Origin of the sequence: Limnohabitans radicicola, from assembly GCF_014837235.1 — a bacterium.
Lineage (GTDB): Bacteria > Pseudomonadota > Gammaproteobacteria > Burkholderiales > Burkholderiaceae_C > Limnohabitans_A > Limnohabitans_A radicicola.
The window spans coordinates 283,668-297,101 of sequence record NZ_JACYFT010000001.1; the positions used below are offsets into that span (position 1 = coordinate 283,668).

Genomic DNA, 13,434 nt, shown 5'->3' on the forward strand with positions numbered 1-13,434 from the left:
AAAAGCGCCCGAGGATGCCGCTACAATATTGCCATCGACGGGAAGAGTGGCAGAGTGGTCGATTGCAACGGTCTTGAAAACCGTCGACTCGCAAGGGTCCGTGAGTTCGAATCTCACCTCTTCCGCCAGCCCCCCAATCAAATTAAGCGCTTAGGCGCTTTTTTTGTCTCAACTATCAAATCGACTTTCAACTGAGCTTAGGCCACCCGCCACGATTAAGACCCTGATTCGTCCAAATCATCCACGCCATCGTGATCGGACACACTATCCGCGTTGGGCTTGGCTCATTAGGAAATTCAAAAAATGCTTGGCCTCCCTTAGGTAGGGCAAAGGAATGGAACATAGTCATAGGTTGGATCGCGAAAGATCTGAAATTTTTTAAAGTTATTTAGCGATTAGATCACTGAGCCTTGATGTTCATGTCGTAGGTCAAATTGTCTTTTCGACACAAACACCGTTACCACCAATTGCAGCAACCATCTTCTCAAATTAAGAAGCCTTCTCGGTTTCCGGGATGGTTCAGCTGGACTAGGTACATCAACAGCGACAAATGATATATTACGAATTAATAGTTATTTTTTGGAGGATAGTATGGGAATTGCTTCGCTATCAAAAAATCCGTATGCACTTACAGGAAATTCGATCATCGATGCCACGACTAATGGTTACAAGTGGTACTTCCCAGCAGGTGCAAGCCAAGTCTTAAACTGGTCCGTCTCTTCTTCGGCATGGAGCCATCCTTCACTTCAAACATCAGCGATTCAAAAAAATTTTACACAAGCATTTGCAAATATTGCTGAATTCATTGATGTGACGTTCAATTTTTTGGGCTACGTCGATGGAAGTGGCAACAAGTATGGGTATGAGAATGCTCGACTTCAGGGCTCCGATATGAACATCACGTTCGCATACGAAGGTCTGACGTCTTCCGGATTTTTACTATCTGATAAAAAATTCACGTCAGCTAGCGCAACAGCTTTTTGCTACTTTCCCGATGCAGACTTAGACACTCTAGAATATTTTGGAGCACCTGGTGATACATGGTTAAATTACAATAATCCTTTTATAAGTAGTCGTAATTTTAACGTTGGCACAAATGGGTTCCAACTTTTATCGCATGAGATATTGCACGGATTAGGACTTAAACATCCACACGATAGCGGGGGTACAGGAAGACCAACTTATACACAGCTAGGTATTCAATTTGCGGACAGGCAGTGGGTATCTATTATGTCCTATGACTTGACCAAAAATGGTGGAGATTCAGCGTATCAAGGATCACAACCTATTGGCCCAATGATCTATGACGCAATTGCCTTGCAGTTTTTATACGGCGAGTCAAAATTCAACTCTGGCAATACTACCTATGACATTAATCAATACCTTGGGAACTACTACAACTGCCAATGGGACGCTTCAGGTACGGATACATTGAATGGTGCGAATTTAACTTATGGCGTTGTGGTTGATTTGGGTTACGAAAAAGAGTCCAACGGTTCGAAAATACATAACGTAGGATTTATTACAACCTGGCTTGATAGCTTAAATCTCTCCGATAATGGAACTAACCCTGAAAAGTGGACGTGGCTTTGGGGTGAGTATGAGAATATCATCGGTTCCAACTTTAATGATATTTTTAATGGCAATGATTTTAATAACGATATCAATGGTGGTAGTGGTGATGACTATATGAGTGGTCGTGAAGGCGATGATCGTTTTGATTGGGACTCTTCTCAGCGTGGTGGAGCAGATACCATGGTCGGTGGTCTCGGAAATGATATATACGTTCTGGATTCAGTTTATGATAATATAATCGAATTGGGAGGCGAAGGAGTTGACACCGTATATGTAGGCTTCAACTACTCTATAACCAATACATTCCTTGAAAATATCAGAACTTTCAGCGATCAGACGACGCCTTTGGTCTTTACTGGGAACTCCTGGAACAACATCATCGTTAGTGGTGATGGTGCAGATACGATTTACGGAAACGAGGGAGATGACACACTTACCGGAGGCAATGGAAGCGACTTCATCAATGGTGGCGTTGGAACGGATACCGCCAGCTGGACTAGGAAAGCTGTCAACTTTCAATTGATCAAAGTTGCAGGTGGTTGGCAGGTTAAGGACAAAACTGGCACTGAAGGCACTGATACAGTGTCCAATGTCGAACGTCTGCAGTTTGCCGACAAAAATGTCATCATCGACTCCAATGCACACGTCAGCTACGCCAATCTGCCCGTAGGCCTGTACCAGTTCTTCATCACCGCCTTCAATGCAGCACCGGGTGTGACCTACATGGACCAGCTGGCCGCAGCTTATGGGGCGGGCATGTCGGTTAAGCAGATCGTGGATGTTTTCACCACCAAGTCGCAGTTCACAGATATGTACCCCACCGGCATGAGCAACGCTCAACTGGCTCAGGCGTTGGTGAACAACATTGTCAAAACCAGTGCAAGTGACGCCACCAAGCAGCAAGCAGTCAAGGACATCACGGACGCGATGTCGAACGCCAAATGGACGGTGGGGCAAGTGATTTACCAGGTGTTTGGCAACTTGACCAATTTTGCGTACACCGACCCGACCTGGGGCAACACGGCTAAACAGTTTGCCAACGAGATTGCGGTGGCCAAGACCTACACCGACACGCTGAGCCAAAGCACGACCGATCTGGCGACGCTCAGGAGCGTGATGGCGCCTGTGTCGCACTTGACGGATGTATCAACGCCAGAGCTGCAGATTACGCTGATTGGGCAGGCGTTGATGGGTTGATGGGTTGATGGGTTGATGGGTTGATGGATTGATGGGTTGATGGGTTGTTGATAATTGAAGGAACTTCAAGAATCCCTAGCCACTTGAACATATCCGTGACCAATGACCTTTATCAATGACTTGCTTAACCGCATCAGACTTGAACTCGGAGGTGACGGGTTCTAAAGTTTAGTGCAACACCCTGCCCTCAATAGATGAGGGTAGAGTGCGAGGGCTATGCAAGAGCAATACATCTTGGATGTGCGTTTTTTTCTTTCAAGCTGCAACACGCTCAACACACCAGCATCACCTCCACCAACTCCTGCACAGCCAAAGCTTCTTCTGCCGTGGCGAGTTTGTGAGGTTGGCCCTTCAGCCACAAGTCCGCCTCCGTCAATTGACGCTGCAACGCGCTGGTGCGGGGGTCTTCGGTGGACCAGTCCAGAGCCTCTTGCCATGGCCCGCCATCGGATCGCCACAGCTGGTAAAACTCGCGGAACTGGTGGTTCATGCGGCTGCCGCGCACGGTGACTTCCTGGCGGTCTGGCTGCTGGCCTCCGGTCGTGGCCATGACCGTCACGGGCCTTCCGTCTGCCGTGGTGAGTCGCGCCAGCATGTCCAGCTCGCAAAGCGTCGGGTCTTGCGGGTAACGGGGCGATGCGTGCTGCAAAGTCAGCGGCCCCAGAAAGCGACCCGCCAAAAACAAGAAATGCGAAATCACCTCTCGGGTGTAGCCCCCTTCGTGGCGCAGCCGCAGCCAGTCGGCGTCTTTTTGCCAGGCGCGGGGCCAGGCGGGGTAGTTGACAACGATGTCGATGCCCAGCAGCTCGCCCGTCTCATCCGTGTCGATGGCGCGTTGCAGCTCTGCAAAGCCGCGTGAGGCGGCCTGGGTGAAGTTGACCACGCCGGGCAAGCGGGCCTGACTGAGTTGCGCGAGCAGATCGCGGCTTTGCGCGTTGTCCGTGCCCAAGGGCTTTTCCATGAAGACGCCCTGCCCGGCTGCAGCGGCCTGCAAGGCGTAGGCTTTTCGGGGGCCAGGCGGGCAAGACAGGTACACCACGTCCGCTCCGGCCATGGCCGCCTGCGCACTCTCGGCCACGGGGGCTGCGGGCAGAGTCTGCCGCGTCTTGGCCACCGAGTCAGTCGATGGATCCCACACGCCGCTGACCTCAAAAGCAGGGTGTTGCAAGGCGTTTTCCAACATGCGTCGACCCATGATGCCCAGCCCGATGATCGCCATTCGATGTGTCATGTGTGTCTCCTTTGCGTTGAGCTTAACCATTCACCCCACACCATGCCCCTAAATGTCTTGCAAAACCCGACAACCAACCGCCAATTTCTATAAAATTATCAGCATGACTGATTCCAATAGTTCTCCGCTGGCCAGTGCGTACCTCCGGTTTTTGCAACTGGCGCGTGCCGTGCAGGAGCTGCCCGATGGTTCCGGCATGGACGCCAACGAAACGGCCTTGCTGGAGGCCGTGGTTCTGCGCTGGCACGAAGGGCAAGCCATGACGGTCCGCGAAGCCATCAGCCTGGAGCACCTGGGCTCACCCGCCACGCTGCACAAGCGCATCACGCGCCTGCGTGAGAAGGAAATGCTGACCACCTTCAACCAGGAAGGCGACCGCCGCGCCAAGTTCCTGGTGCCGACTGAACGCACTTTGGCGCACTTCAGCCAGCTGGGCCGTTCGATCCAACAAGTTCAGCTTCAAGCCGGCACATGAACCGACGGATTCGGCAAGGCTTGGAGATGACCGCCATGGTCGCCATCAGTGCCTTGCTGTATGTGGAGTTTTTCAGACTCAACGAACTGATGTTTGCGCGCCTGGAGCACATCCAGGGCGTGAACTGGGTGTTTCTGCCTGCGGGTTTCCGCGTCTTGCTGGTTCTGTGCATGGGCCTGCCCGGCGCTGCAGGCATTTTGATGGGCAATTGCTGGCTCGACCGGGACAATTTCAGCGCAGACACTTTGTACTTGCTGCTGGCCACGGGGGTGGTGTCTGGTTTCACCCCTTGGTGCGTCAAGTGGGTGATGGAAAAAAAGCGCCTTTTGACACAGCAGTTGCAGAAACTGAGCGCGCGATGCCTGCTCCAATTTGTGCTGGCCTATGCTGCAGCCAATGCGCTGGGTCACCAGCTCGTGTGGTGGGCGCTCGATCGCCCGGGCACCAACCCCTGGGTCGATGTCTGGCCCATGTTCGTGGGCGATGCCATTGGCGCACTCATGATCCTGTACACCTTGAAACTGATGCTGCCCGCGCTGCTGGTGTGGGCGACACGCTTCAGGTCGAAGCCCCGGGCAAAAACAAGGCCTGCAGGTCGCTGAGGAAATCAAAGCCCCTGGCCGTGGGCCAGACGCGCGAAAAATCACGCTCGATCAAACCCAGTCGCTCACCCTCTTGCAAGCCTTGTTGCAGGCTGGTCATGGCCAGCCCCGTGCGCTCCATGTAGTCCGCGAGCGCGAAGCCTTCTTTCAGCCGGAGGGCGTTGAGCATGAATTCAAACGGCAGATCTTGCCGTGCAATCTCGTGGTGCTGCGTGACCGGCTCGCCCTGAGTGGCCTGCGTCATGTAAAGCTGGGGCTCGCGGTAACGCACCTGGCGCACGATCCGGTGGGCAAAACTCAGTTTGCTGTGTGCGCCTGCGCCGATACCCAGGTAATCCCCAAACTGCCAGTAATTCAGGTTGTGCGCGCAAGCGTGGCCCGGTTTGGCATAGGCCGAGACCTCGTAACGTCCCAGACCCGCTTGGGCCGTGCGCTCGGTGATGCGGTCCATCATCGCGTAGGCGTCATCGTCTTCGGGCAGCACAGGCGGGTGCTTGGCAAACAGGGTGTTGGGCTCGATGGTGAGGTGGTAGATCGACAGGTGCGGTGGTGCAAAGCCCAGGGCCGTATTCACATCGTCGGTGAGCTGCGCCAGCGTCTGCCCGGGCAGCGCGTACATCAGGTCCAGATTGAAGGTGTCGAACACCTGCGCCGCCTCGTTGAGCGCAGCCAGGGCCTGCGATCGGTCATGCACACGGCCCAAGGCCTTGAGGTGGTCGTCGTTGAAGCTTTGCACCCCCACCGACAGGCGGGTGATGCCCGCTTGTCGGAACGCCTTGAAGCGGTCTTTTTCAAAAGTGCCGGGGTTGGCTTCGAGCGTGATTTCGCAGGTGCCCGACAGGCGCAGCCGCGCACGCAGGCCAGCGATGAGTCGGTCAATCGCCTCGGGCGAAAACAGACTGGGCGTGCCGCCACCCAAAAAGATGGTGTGGACCGTGCGGCCCCAGATCAGAGGCAAACTCGCTTCCAGATCAGCGAACAAGGCGTCGATGTAGGCGTCCTGCACGGACGCAGCGTCATCGCCCGAGCGGAACTCATGCGAATTGAAGTCGCAGTAGGGGCACTTTTTGAGGCACCAGGGCAGATGCACATACAGCGACAGAGGCGGCAGTGCTGGCAACTGCAGCAAGCCTGGGCGCATGGCATGCACCGGATCGAGCGGGTGGCTCACGGGCTCAGTCCCCCATCCAGCGTTCACGCATCAGCATCAGCATTTGTTGGGTGGCGCGGCCGCGGTGGCTGTTGGCGTTTTTGACCTCGATCGGCAGCTCGGCAAAGGTCTTGCCGAATTCGGGAATGAACATGATGGGGTCAAAGCCAAAACCGTTGCTGCCCCGGCGCTCGGTGGCGATCTCGCCCACCACGCGGCCCACGGCAATCAGTGGCTCCGGGTCATCGGCACTGCGCACCGCCACCAAGGTGCTGACCATGGCGGCTCGGCGGTTGGTGATGCCTTGCATTTGCTCGAGCAGCGCCGTCACGTTGTTGTCATCGCCTTTTTCATAGCCAAAACGGGTGGCGTAATACGCCGTGTCCACACCCGGTTGCCCGCCAAAAGCGTCCACACACAGACCCGCGTCATCGGCCAGCGCGGGCAGACCCGACAGGCGCGAGGCGTGGCGCGCTTTGGTCAGCGCGTTCTCAACAAAGGTGCGGTAGGGCTCTTCGGCCTCGGGAATGTTCAGGTCAGCCTGACGCACCAGCTCGACCTGCAGCGGGGCCAGCATGGCCTGCAGCTCGACCAGCTTGCCCTGGTTGTTGGACGCCAGAACGATCTTCATGCCGACAACGCCTGCTTTTGCAGCTGGACCAATTGGCCGATGCCTTGCTCGGCCAGTTGCAGCATGCTGTTCATCTCGGCGCGGGTGAAAGCCACGCCTTCGGCCGTGCCCTGCACTTCCACAAAATTACCCGCCCCCGTCATCACCACGTTCATGTCGGTGTCGCAGGCCGAGTCTTCGGGGTAGTCCAGGTCCAGCAGCGCGGTGCCGTCCTTGAGGCCCACCGAAATCGCGGCCACATGGTCAATGATCGGCGTGGCTTGCAGCTTGCCGGTCGCGATCAGCCAGTTCACCGCGTCTTGTGCGGCCACAAACGCCCCGGTGATGCTGGCCGTGCGGGTGCCGCCATCGGCCTGCAGCACATCGCAGTCCAGGTGGATGGTGCGTTCGCCCAGTTTTTTCAGGTCAAACACGGCGCGCATAGAGCGGCCAATCAGGCGCTGAATCTCTTGCGTGCGGCCGCTTTGCTTGCCGCGTGCGGCTTCGCGGTCGCCTCGGGTGTGGGTCGCGCGGGGCAGCATGCCGTACTCGGCCGTGACCCAGCCTTCGCCACTGCCTTTTTTGTGGCCGGGCACCTTTTCTTCGACCGAAGCGGTACAGAGCACGCGGGTGTTGCCAAACTCGATCAGGACCGAGCCTTCGGCGTGGATGGTGTAACCCCGGGTGATGCGCACGGTGCGCAAGGCATCGGCAGCGCGGCCGGTTCGGACATAGGCGGAAGAGGTCATGTGAGGGTTCTCAGGGTGTGGGGTTCGGCGCCCGCCCGGCGAGGCTTGGCGAGTTTGCGATAATGGCTTGTTTCATGCCGCCCATTCAGCGCGGCACATGGGGGCCAAGCCTTGAATTCACGGGTCGGCCCGAAGGAACTTGATCAATGCCAGTTTACAGTATGACCGGGTACGCCAGCGTGCAGAAAACACTGCAGCAGGCCGAGGGCGAGAATGCCACCAGCCCCCACCAGCACACCCGTCTGGGCCTGGAGATTCGCTCGGTCAACAGCCGCTTTCTGGACCTGGGTTTCCGCCTGCCCGAAGAGCTGCGCCAGCTCGAACCGGCCCTGCGCGAGCTGGTCACCAAACACCTGCGCCGGGGCAAGGTTGAAGTGCGCGCCAGCCTTGAAGCCGGTGAAGGCGCGGCTCTGCCCTCCCCCAGCCCGCAAGCCCTGCAACGCCTGGCCGCCTTGCAGGACAAGATTCAGGATTGGCTGCCCAAGGCGCGCGACCTGAGCGTGGCCGATGTGCTGCGCCTGAACCAGGGCAGCAGCAGTACCCAACCCGTGGACGATGCCGCCTGGACTGCGCTGGCGCTTGAAGCAATTGACGCCTTGCGCGAAGCCCGTGCCCGCGAAGGCGCCCGCCTGACCGAGATGCTGCAAGGCCACATTGGGCAGCTGCTTGCACTGGCCGAGCAAGCCGTACCCTTGGTGCCGCAATTGGTCGAGCAGCAGCGCCTGCGTTTTCTGGAGCGCTGGAAGGACGCCATGGCCCTGGCCGATGGCAACCACTTGCCCGAAACAGCCCAAGACCGGGCCCTGACCGAAGCCACAGCCTTTGCCATCCGCATCGATGTGGCCGAAGAACTGACCCGCCTGCGCGCCCACCTGGACGAGATCAGCCGACTGCTGGACAAGGGCGGCGACATCGGCAAGCGCCTGGACTTCCTGATTCAAGAGTTGCACCGCGAGGCCAACACCCTGGGCTCCAAATCTGCCGTGCTGGAGATGACCCGCATCTCGGTGGACATGAAAGTGCTGATCGAGCAAATGCGCGAGCAGGTCCAGAACATCGAATAAACACAGAAAAAACCATGGACTACCCAGGCAATCTTTTCGTCGTCGCCGCCCCCAGCGGGGCTGGCAAATCGAGCCTCGTCAAGGCGCTGATGGAGCTGGACTCGGGCGTGCACCCATCCGTCTCGCACACCACCCGCGCACCCCGTGGCCAGGAAAAACACGGGCGCGAGTACTTTTTTGTCTCCCCCCAGGAGTTCGACAGCATGGTGCTGGCCGACGCCTTTGTCGAGTGGGCCCATGTGCATGGCCAGCGCTACGGCACCTCCAAGAAAATGATCGAGGACCGCATGGCCCAGGGCTCCGATGTGGTGCTCGAAATCGACTACCAGGGCGCCATCCAGATCAAACGCATGTATGCCAATGCGGTGCTGATCTTCATCCTGCCGCCCAGCTGGGAAGAGTTGCGCTCGCGCCTGGAGCGCCGTGGCGAGGATGCCCCCGACATCATCGAGTTGCGTCTGAAAAACGCCGCCGAGGAACTGGCCCAGGCCAAGGAATTCGACTTCGTTATAATCAACGAAGTCTTTGAACGGGCCTTGTTTGACCTCAAAGCTGTGGTGCATGCCCAGCGGCTCAAATACACCGCTCAGCGCCGCGCCCGGGCTGACACTTTCAGAGCCCTCAAAATCGACTGAATCCTAAGGAAATCATCATGGCCCGCATCACGGTTGAAGACTGCCTGCAACAAATCCCTAACCGCTTCCAGCTCGTGTTGGCTGCCACTTACCGCGCCCGCATGCTGAGCCAGGGTCACACCCCCCGCATCGAAAGCAAGAACAAGCCTGGCGTGACCGCCCTGCGCGAAATCGCGGCCGGCAAAGTCGGCATCGAAATGCTCAAACGCGTGGTCTGACACCATATCCCGCTGATCCGGCAATCACCGGATCCATTCAAGGCCCCAGCGATGGGGCTTTGTCACGTCTGGGCCCTTTGTCACCCTCTGCTTGCGTTACATTGATGCCATGAGCGCTGCCACCCCTGTCACAACGAAACTTGGCACAAGCCCCACTCCGGGCCAAGGGCAAGCTGCGGCCAATGCGGCCGCAGCCAGTTTTGCCGCGTTGACAGACCGCCTCGAATACATGAGCGCGCCAGACATCGACATGGTGCGCAAGGCCTACCGCTTTGCCGACGACGCCCATCTGGGCCAGATGCGCAAAAACGGCGAGCCCTACATCACCCACCCCATCGCAGTCGCAGCCCTGTGCACCGAATGGAAGCTGGACGCGCAGGCCCTGTGCGCCGCACTCATGCACGACTGCATGGAAGACTGCGGCGTCACCAAGATCGAGCTGATCGAAAAATTCGGCGCTCCAGTGGCTGAACTGGTGGACGGCCTGACCAAGCTGGACAAGCTGGAATTCAACACCCGCGAAGAAAATCAAGCCGAGTCTTTCCGCAAGATGCTGCTGGCCATGGCACGCGATGTGCGCGTGATCCTGATCAAACTGGCCGACCGCACCCACAACATGCGCACCATGGGCGACATGCCGCGCAGCAAGTGGGAGCGCATCTCCTCCGAAACTCTGGAGATTTACGCCCCGATCGCCCACCGCCTGGGCCTGAACCAGATTTACCGCGAACTGCAGGACCTGTCGTTCCGGCATCTGATGCCGTGGCGCTACGCGGTGCTGACCAAAGCCGTGTCCCGCGCGCGCAACCGCCGCCGTGACCTGATCCAGAAAGTCCAGTCCGAGCTGGAAACCGTGTTTGCGCAAGCGGGCATGCAAGTGCGCATCAGTGGCCGCGAAAAAACCCTGTACTCCATTTACCGCAAGATGGCCGACAAACACCTGAGCTTTGCCCAGGTGACCGACATCTACGGTTTTCGGGTCATCGTGCCCGAGGTGCTGGACTGCTACACGGCCCTTGGCTTGCTGCACCAGCTCTACAAACCCGTGCCTGGCAAGTTCAAGGACCACATCGCCATTGGCAAGGTCAACGGCTACCAGTCGCTGCACACCACGTTGGTGGGCCCCTCGGGTGTGAACGTCGAATTCCAGATGCGCACCGAGGCCATGCACCTGGTGGCCGAGTCTGGTGTGGCCGCGCACTGGCTGTACAAAACCAACAAATCGGTCAATGCCCAGTCCGAGCGGCTGGGCACCCAGTGGCTGCAGTCGCTGCTGGACATCCAGAGCGAAACGCGCGACGCAGCAGAGTTTTGGGACCACGTCAAAGTCGACCTGTTCCCCGATGCCGTGTACGTGTTCACCCCCAAGAGCCAGATCATGGCCCTGCCCCGTGGTGCCACGGTGGTGGACTTTGCCTATGCCATCCACAGCCGCGTGGGCGACCACGCCATGGCGGCCAAGATCAACGGCGACCAGGTGCCTTTGCGCACCGAGCTGAAAAACGGCGATGTGGTCGAAATCATCACGGCCCCGGTGTCGGCTCCGAACCCGGCATGGCTGGGGTTTGTGCGCACGGGCCGCGCCCGCTCCAAGATCCGCCACCACCTCAAGACCATGGCACAGACCGAGTCCACCCAGCTCGGCGAAAAGCTGCTCAGTCAGGCCCTGCGCGCCGAAGGCATCGACAAGCTGCCCGGCAACGAGCCTGCGCTGCAGCCGCTGTGGGACAAATTGCTGCGCTTCACTGGCAACCGCCACCAGCAAGACCTGCTGATGGACATCGGGCTGGGCAAGCGCATTGCCAGCATTGTGGCCAAACGCCTGGTCGTGCTGCTGGGCGAACAAGGCCAGAAACCCGACGCCCTGCTGATGACCCGCGAGCGCTTCACGGCGCACGAAACCGTGTCACAAGGCGCCATCACACTCGACGGCAGCGAGAACGCATCGGTCACTTATGCCCGGTGCTGTCACCCGATTCCTGGCGACGAGATCGTGGGCTATCTGGGTCGGGGTGAAGGCCTGGCCGTGCACCGCAGCCAATGCGCCAACGCCCGCAAGCTGCAGCAAAAAGACAGCGAGCGGTTCATCGGTGTGGAGTGGTCGGACGAAATCGTCCGCAACTTCGAAACCGCCATCGAGGTCAGCGTGGTCAACGGCAAAGGGGTTCTGGCCCGGGTGGCCGGGGCCATGGCGGCGGCCGAAGCCGACATTGTCCACGTCGACATGGGCCAGGAAACCGCCCAGGACACGGCCGAGCTGCGCTTCATGATTTCGGTGCGCGACCAGCAGCATCTGGACGGCGTCCTGCGTCAACTCAAGCGCACACCGTCCGTCATCAAAGCCGAGCGGCAAACCCTGCGCAACTGAAGCCTCAAGCTGGGGCGGGGTACTGAACGTCCAGCACCTCGATGTCCAGCACCCCGGTGGGGGTCACGAGCTTGAGCTCATCACCCACGCGTGACTTGAGCAAGGTGCGCGCAATGGGTGACACCCAACTCACCTGGCCTTGCAGGCTGTCGGCCTCGTCGATGCCCATGATGGTGATGGTGCGCTCCACGCCATCGGCTTCGGCATAGGTGACCGTGGCACCAAAAAAGACCTGGTCGTTGCCGTGGTGCAAGGACGGATCGGTGACTTCGGCGATTTCAAGGCGCTTGGTCAGGAAACGGATGCGGCGGTCGATCTCGCGCAAGCGCTTTTTGCCATACAGGTAGTCGCCATTTTCCGAGCGGTCGCCATTGCTGGCCGCCCAGTGCACCACCTCCACCACCTTGGGACGCTCGTTGTCGATCAGGTCGAACAACTCCGCACGCAGCCGGGCATAACCCGCAGGGGTCATGTAGTTGCGTGTGCCCGACGGCAGCGCGGGCAGGCCAATCTCATCGTCGTCATCTGAATCGGTTTCTTTGGTGAACGCTTTGCTCATGCCGTGATGATGCCGCAGTTTGGAGGCTCCGATGGAGGTCTTATGATGATTTCCACAGAACTGGAGTGCCATGACTTCCACCATCCCAACCGCCTCAAAACCCTCCTGATCGCTGCCACGTTCTGGGTCAGCAGCTTGGCGCAAGCGCAAACGCACCCCACACAGGCCACAGAAGGCGATCCAAGCAGCGCTGCGCCGTGGCAATTCAAACTCACGGCGTCCAACTACGACACCCATGGCCAAATTTCGGCACAAGACATCAACCTGCGTGGCATGCGCGAAGACACCACCTGGTGGCTGGCGCACTACCGGCGGGCCTCGGAGTTCGAGCAGTCAAGGGCTGGCTGGGAACAAAACTGGGGCTTTGGCTGGGGACAACTGACCTCCTCACTGCAAGTGGCCTCACACGGCTTTGCAGGCGGCGCACTGAGCGCCCGGCTCGGTGACGAAGCGCTGTACGGACTGATTGGCTGGGGCCGAACCAACCTCAGGGACTACTACAACCTGAACTTCGACCCCAACGATGCCGTCACCCTGGGCGTGGGCGGGAAGCTGCAAGGCAGCGCCAATTACACCTTGTTCACTGTCAAAGACGACCGCTTGCACACGGGTCAACAAATCAGCCATGCTGTGCTGCGTCTGCCGCTCCAGGCATCTACCCGTTTGACTCTGGACTATGCCTACAAACGCGGACGCAGCTCCGCGCAGGACCCACTGCTGCACGGCAATGCGTTGGCCATCGGGCTCGATCACCACGATGTGTTTTTGCGTGTGACGGCCGACAACAAGGTCAACTTCAGCAACTACAACCAAACCCGTGTGGCGGTGGGTCTGCGGTTTTGAGACGGCCCGGCAAGGGCCTGCAGAAAGCGGATCACCAAATGAAAACGGGTCAATCTTTTCAGATTGACCCGTCCATAATGGTGCGGCTGGCAGGAATCGAACCCACGACCCCTTGGTTCGTAGCCAAGTACTCTATCCAGCTGAGCTACAGCCGCGCA

At 58.4% G+C, this 13,434-nt stretch carries 13 protein-coding genes and 2 tRNA genes; 9 read left to right on the forward strand and 6 right to left on the reverse strand.

The features are described 5' to 3' along the window. Positions 1-40 precede the first annotated feature (40 nt). Together IC609_RS01450 and IC609_RS01455 are read left to right on the forward strand one after the other, a co-directional pair. Positions 41-128, forward strand: a tRNA-Ser gene (locus IC609_RS01450). A gap of 463 nt (positions 129-591) precedes the next feature. Then, positions 592-2,772: a hypothetical protein gene (locus tag IC609_RS01455; protein ID WP_191817680.1), complete on the forward strand. Its 2,181-nt coding sequence runs from the start codon at positions 592-594 to the stop codon at positions 2,770-2,772. Positions 2,773-3,043: 271 nt separating this feature from the next. Here the strand turns inward: IC609_RS01455 and IC609_RS01460 are convergent, their stop codons facing one another. Beyond that, positions 3,044-4,003, reverse strand: a complete 960-nt coding sequence (locus IC609_RS01460) for a Gfo/Idh/MocA family protein (RefSeq protein ID WP_191817681.1) — start codon at positions 4,001-4,003, stop codon at positions 3,044-3,046. A gap of 103 nt (positions 4,004-4,106) precedes the next feature. On the opposite strand from IC609_RS01460, the gene IC609_RS01465 reads away from it, so the two are divergent. Beyond that, a complete protein-coding gene (locus IC609_RS01465; RefSeq protein ID WP_225223947.1) occupies positions 4,107-4,478 on the forward strand; it encodes a hypothetical protein in 372 nt (123 codons plus the stop codon). Further along, complete coding sequence (locus IC609_RS01470; RefSeq protein ID WP_191817682.1) at positions 4,475-5,080, forward strand: hypothetical protein; 606 nt, start codon at positions 4,475-4,477, stop codon at positions 5,078-5,080. Before IC609_RS01465 ends, IC609_RS01470 begins: the two co-directional genes overlap by 4 nt. Here IC609_RS01470 and hemW read toward each other — a convergent pair. The 3 genes from hemW to rph are packed head-to-tail and all read right to left on the reverse strand — an operon-like array spanning position 5,037 to position 7,589. Then, positions 5,037-6,221: a radical SAM family heme chaperone HemW gene (gene hemW, locus IC609_RS01475; RefSeq protein ID WP_191818860.1), complete on the reverse strand. Its 1,185-nt coding sequence runs from the start codon at positions 6,219-6,221 to the stop codon at positions 5,037-5,039. The two genes, IC609_RS01470 and hemW, sit on opposite strands and share 44 nt — an antisense overlap. 34 nt (positions 6,222-6,255) lie before the next feature. Continuing rightward, positions 6,256-6,861: an RdgB/HAM1 family non-canonical purine NTP pyrophosphatase gene (gene rdgB, locus IC609_RS01480; protein ID WP_191817683.1), complete on the reverse strand. Its 606-nt coding sequence runs from the start codon at positions 6,859-6,861 to the stop codon at positions 6,256-6,258. Next, complete coding sequence (gene rph, locus IC609_RS01485; RefSeq protein ID WP_191817684.1) at positions 6,858-7,589, reverse strand: ribonuclease PH; 732 nt, start codon at positions 7,587-7,589, stop codon at positions 6,858-6,860. Before rph ends, rdgB begins: the two co-directional genes overlap by 4 nt. A 146-nt stretch (positions 7,590-7,735) precedes the next feature. On the opposite strand from rph, the gene IC609_RS01490 reads away from it, so the two are divergent. The 4 genes from IC609_RS01490 (at position 7,736) to IC609_RS01505 (ending at position 11,874) form a co-directional block, all read left to right on the forward strand. Continuing rightward, entirely contained in the window at positions 7,736-8,653 is a 918-nt protein-coding gene (locus IC609_RS01490; protein ID WP_191817685.1) for a YicC/YloC family endoribonuclease, read from the forward strand. Positions 8,654-8,667: 14 nt separating this feature from the next. Further along, the gene (gene gmk / locus IC609_RS01495; RefSeq protein ID WP_191817686.1) at positions 8,668-9,288 is read left to right on the forward strand and encodes a guanylate kinase; all 621 of its coding nucleotides are present in this window, start codon (positions 8,668-8,670) and stop codon (positions 9,286-9,288) included. 17 nt (positions 9,289-9,305) lie between these two features. Then, positions 9,306-9,506 (forward strand): DNA-directed RNA polymerase subunit omega, encoded by a 201-nt coding sequence (rpoZ, locus tag IC609_RS01500; protein ID WP_191817687.1) that lies wholly within the window; start codon positions 9,306-9,308, stop codon positions 9,504-9,506. Positions 9,507-9,615: 109 nt separating this feature from the next. After that, entirely contained in the window at positions 9,616-11,874 is a 2,259-nt protein-coding gene (locus tag IC609_RS01505; RefSeq protein WP_191817688.1) for a RelA/SpoT family protein, read from the forward strand. Positions 11,875-11,878: 4 nt separating this feature from the next. On the opposite strand, the gene greB is transcribed toward IC609_RS01505, so the two are convergent. Beyond that, entirely contained in the window at positions 11,879-12,433 is a 555-nt protein-coding gene (gene greB / locus IC609_RS01510; RefSeq protein ID WP_191817689.1) for a transcription elongation factor GreB, read from the reverse strand. Between the two features lie 42 nt (positions 12,434-12,475). Between greB and IC609_RS01515 the strand changes: the two genes are divergently transcribed. Then, complete coding sequence (locus IC609_RS01515; protein WP_225223948.1) at positions 12,476-13,276, forward strand: hypothetical protein; 801 nt, start codon at positions 12,476-12,478, stop codon at positions 13,274-13,276. A gap of 78 nt (positions 13,277-13,354) precedes the next feature. Here IC609_RS01515 and IC609_RS01520 read toward each other — a convergent pair. Next, positions 13,355-13,431 (reverse strand) — tRNA-Arg (locus tag IC609_RS01520). Positions 13,432-13,434 lie beyond the last annotated feature (3 nt).

Coding starts and splice junctions, on each gene's coding strand:
- rpoZ (WP_191817687.1), top strand. CDS start 9,306: ATGGCCCGCATCACGGTTGAAGACTGCCTGCAACAAATCCCTAACCGC.
- IC609_RS01490 (WP_191817685.1), top strand. CDS start 7,736: ATGCCAGTTTACAGTATGACCGGGTACGCCAGCGTGCAGAAAACACTG.
- gmk (WP_191817686.1), top strand. CDS start 8,668: ATGGACTACCCAGGCAATCTTTTCGTCGTCGCCGCCCCCAGCGGGGCT.
- IC609_RS01505 (WP_191817688.1), top strand. CDS start 9,616: ATGAGCGCTGCCACCCCTGTCACAACGAAACTTGGCACAAGCCCCACT.
- rdgB (WP_191817683.1), bottom strand. CDS start 6,861: ATGAAGATCGTTCTGGCGTCCAACAACCAGGGCAAGCTGGTCGAGCTG.
- IC609_RS01470 (WP_191817682.1), top strand. CDS start 4,475: ATGAACCGACGGATTCGGCAAGGCTTGGAGATGACCGCCATGGTCGCC.
- rph (WP_191817684.1), bottom strand. CDS start 7,589: ATGACCTCTTCCGCCTATGTCCGAACCGGCCGCGCTGCCGATGCCTTG.
- IC609_RS01455 (WP_191817680.1), top strand. CDS start 592: ATGGGAATTGCTTCGCTATCAAAAAATCCGTATGCACTTACAGGAAAT.
- IC609_RS01465 (WP_225223947.1), top strand. CDS start 4,107: ATGACTGATTCCAATAGTTCTCCGCTGGCCAGTGCGTACCTCCGGTTT.
- IC609_RS01515 (WP_225223948.1), top strand. CDS start 12,476: ATGATGATTTCCACAGAACTGGAGTGCCATGACTTCCACCATCCCAAC.
- greB (WP_191817689.1), bottom strand. CDS start 12,433: ATGAGCAAAGCGTTCACCAAAGAAACCGATTCAGATGACGACGATGAG.
- IC609_RS01460 (WP_191817681.1), bottom strand. CDS start 4,003: ATGACACATCGAATGGCGATCATCGGGCTGGGCATCATGGGTCGACGC.
- hemW (WP_191818860.1), bottom strand. CDS start 6,221: ATGCGCCCAGGCTTGCTGCAGTTGCCAGCACTGCCGCCTCTGTCGCTG.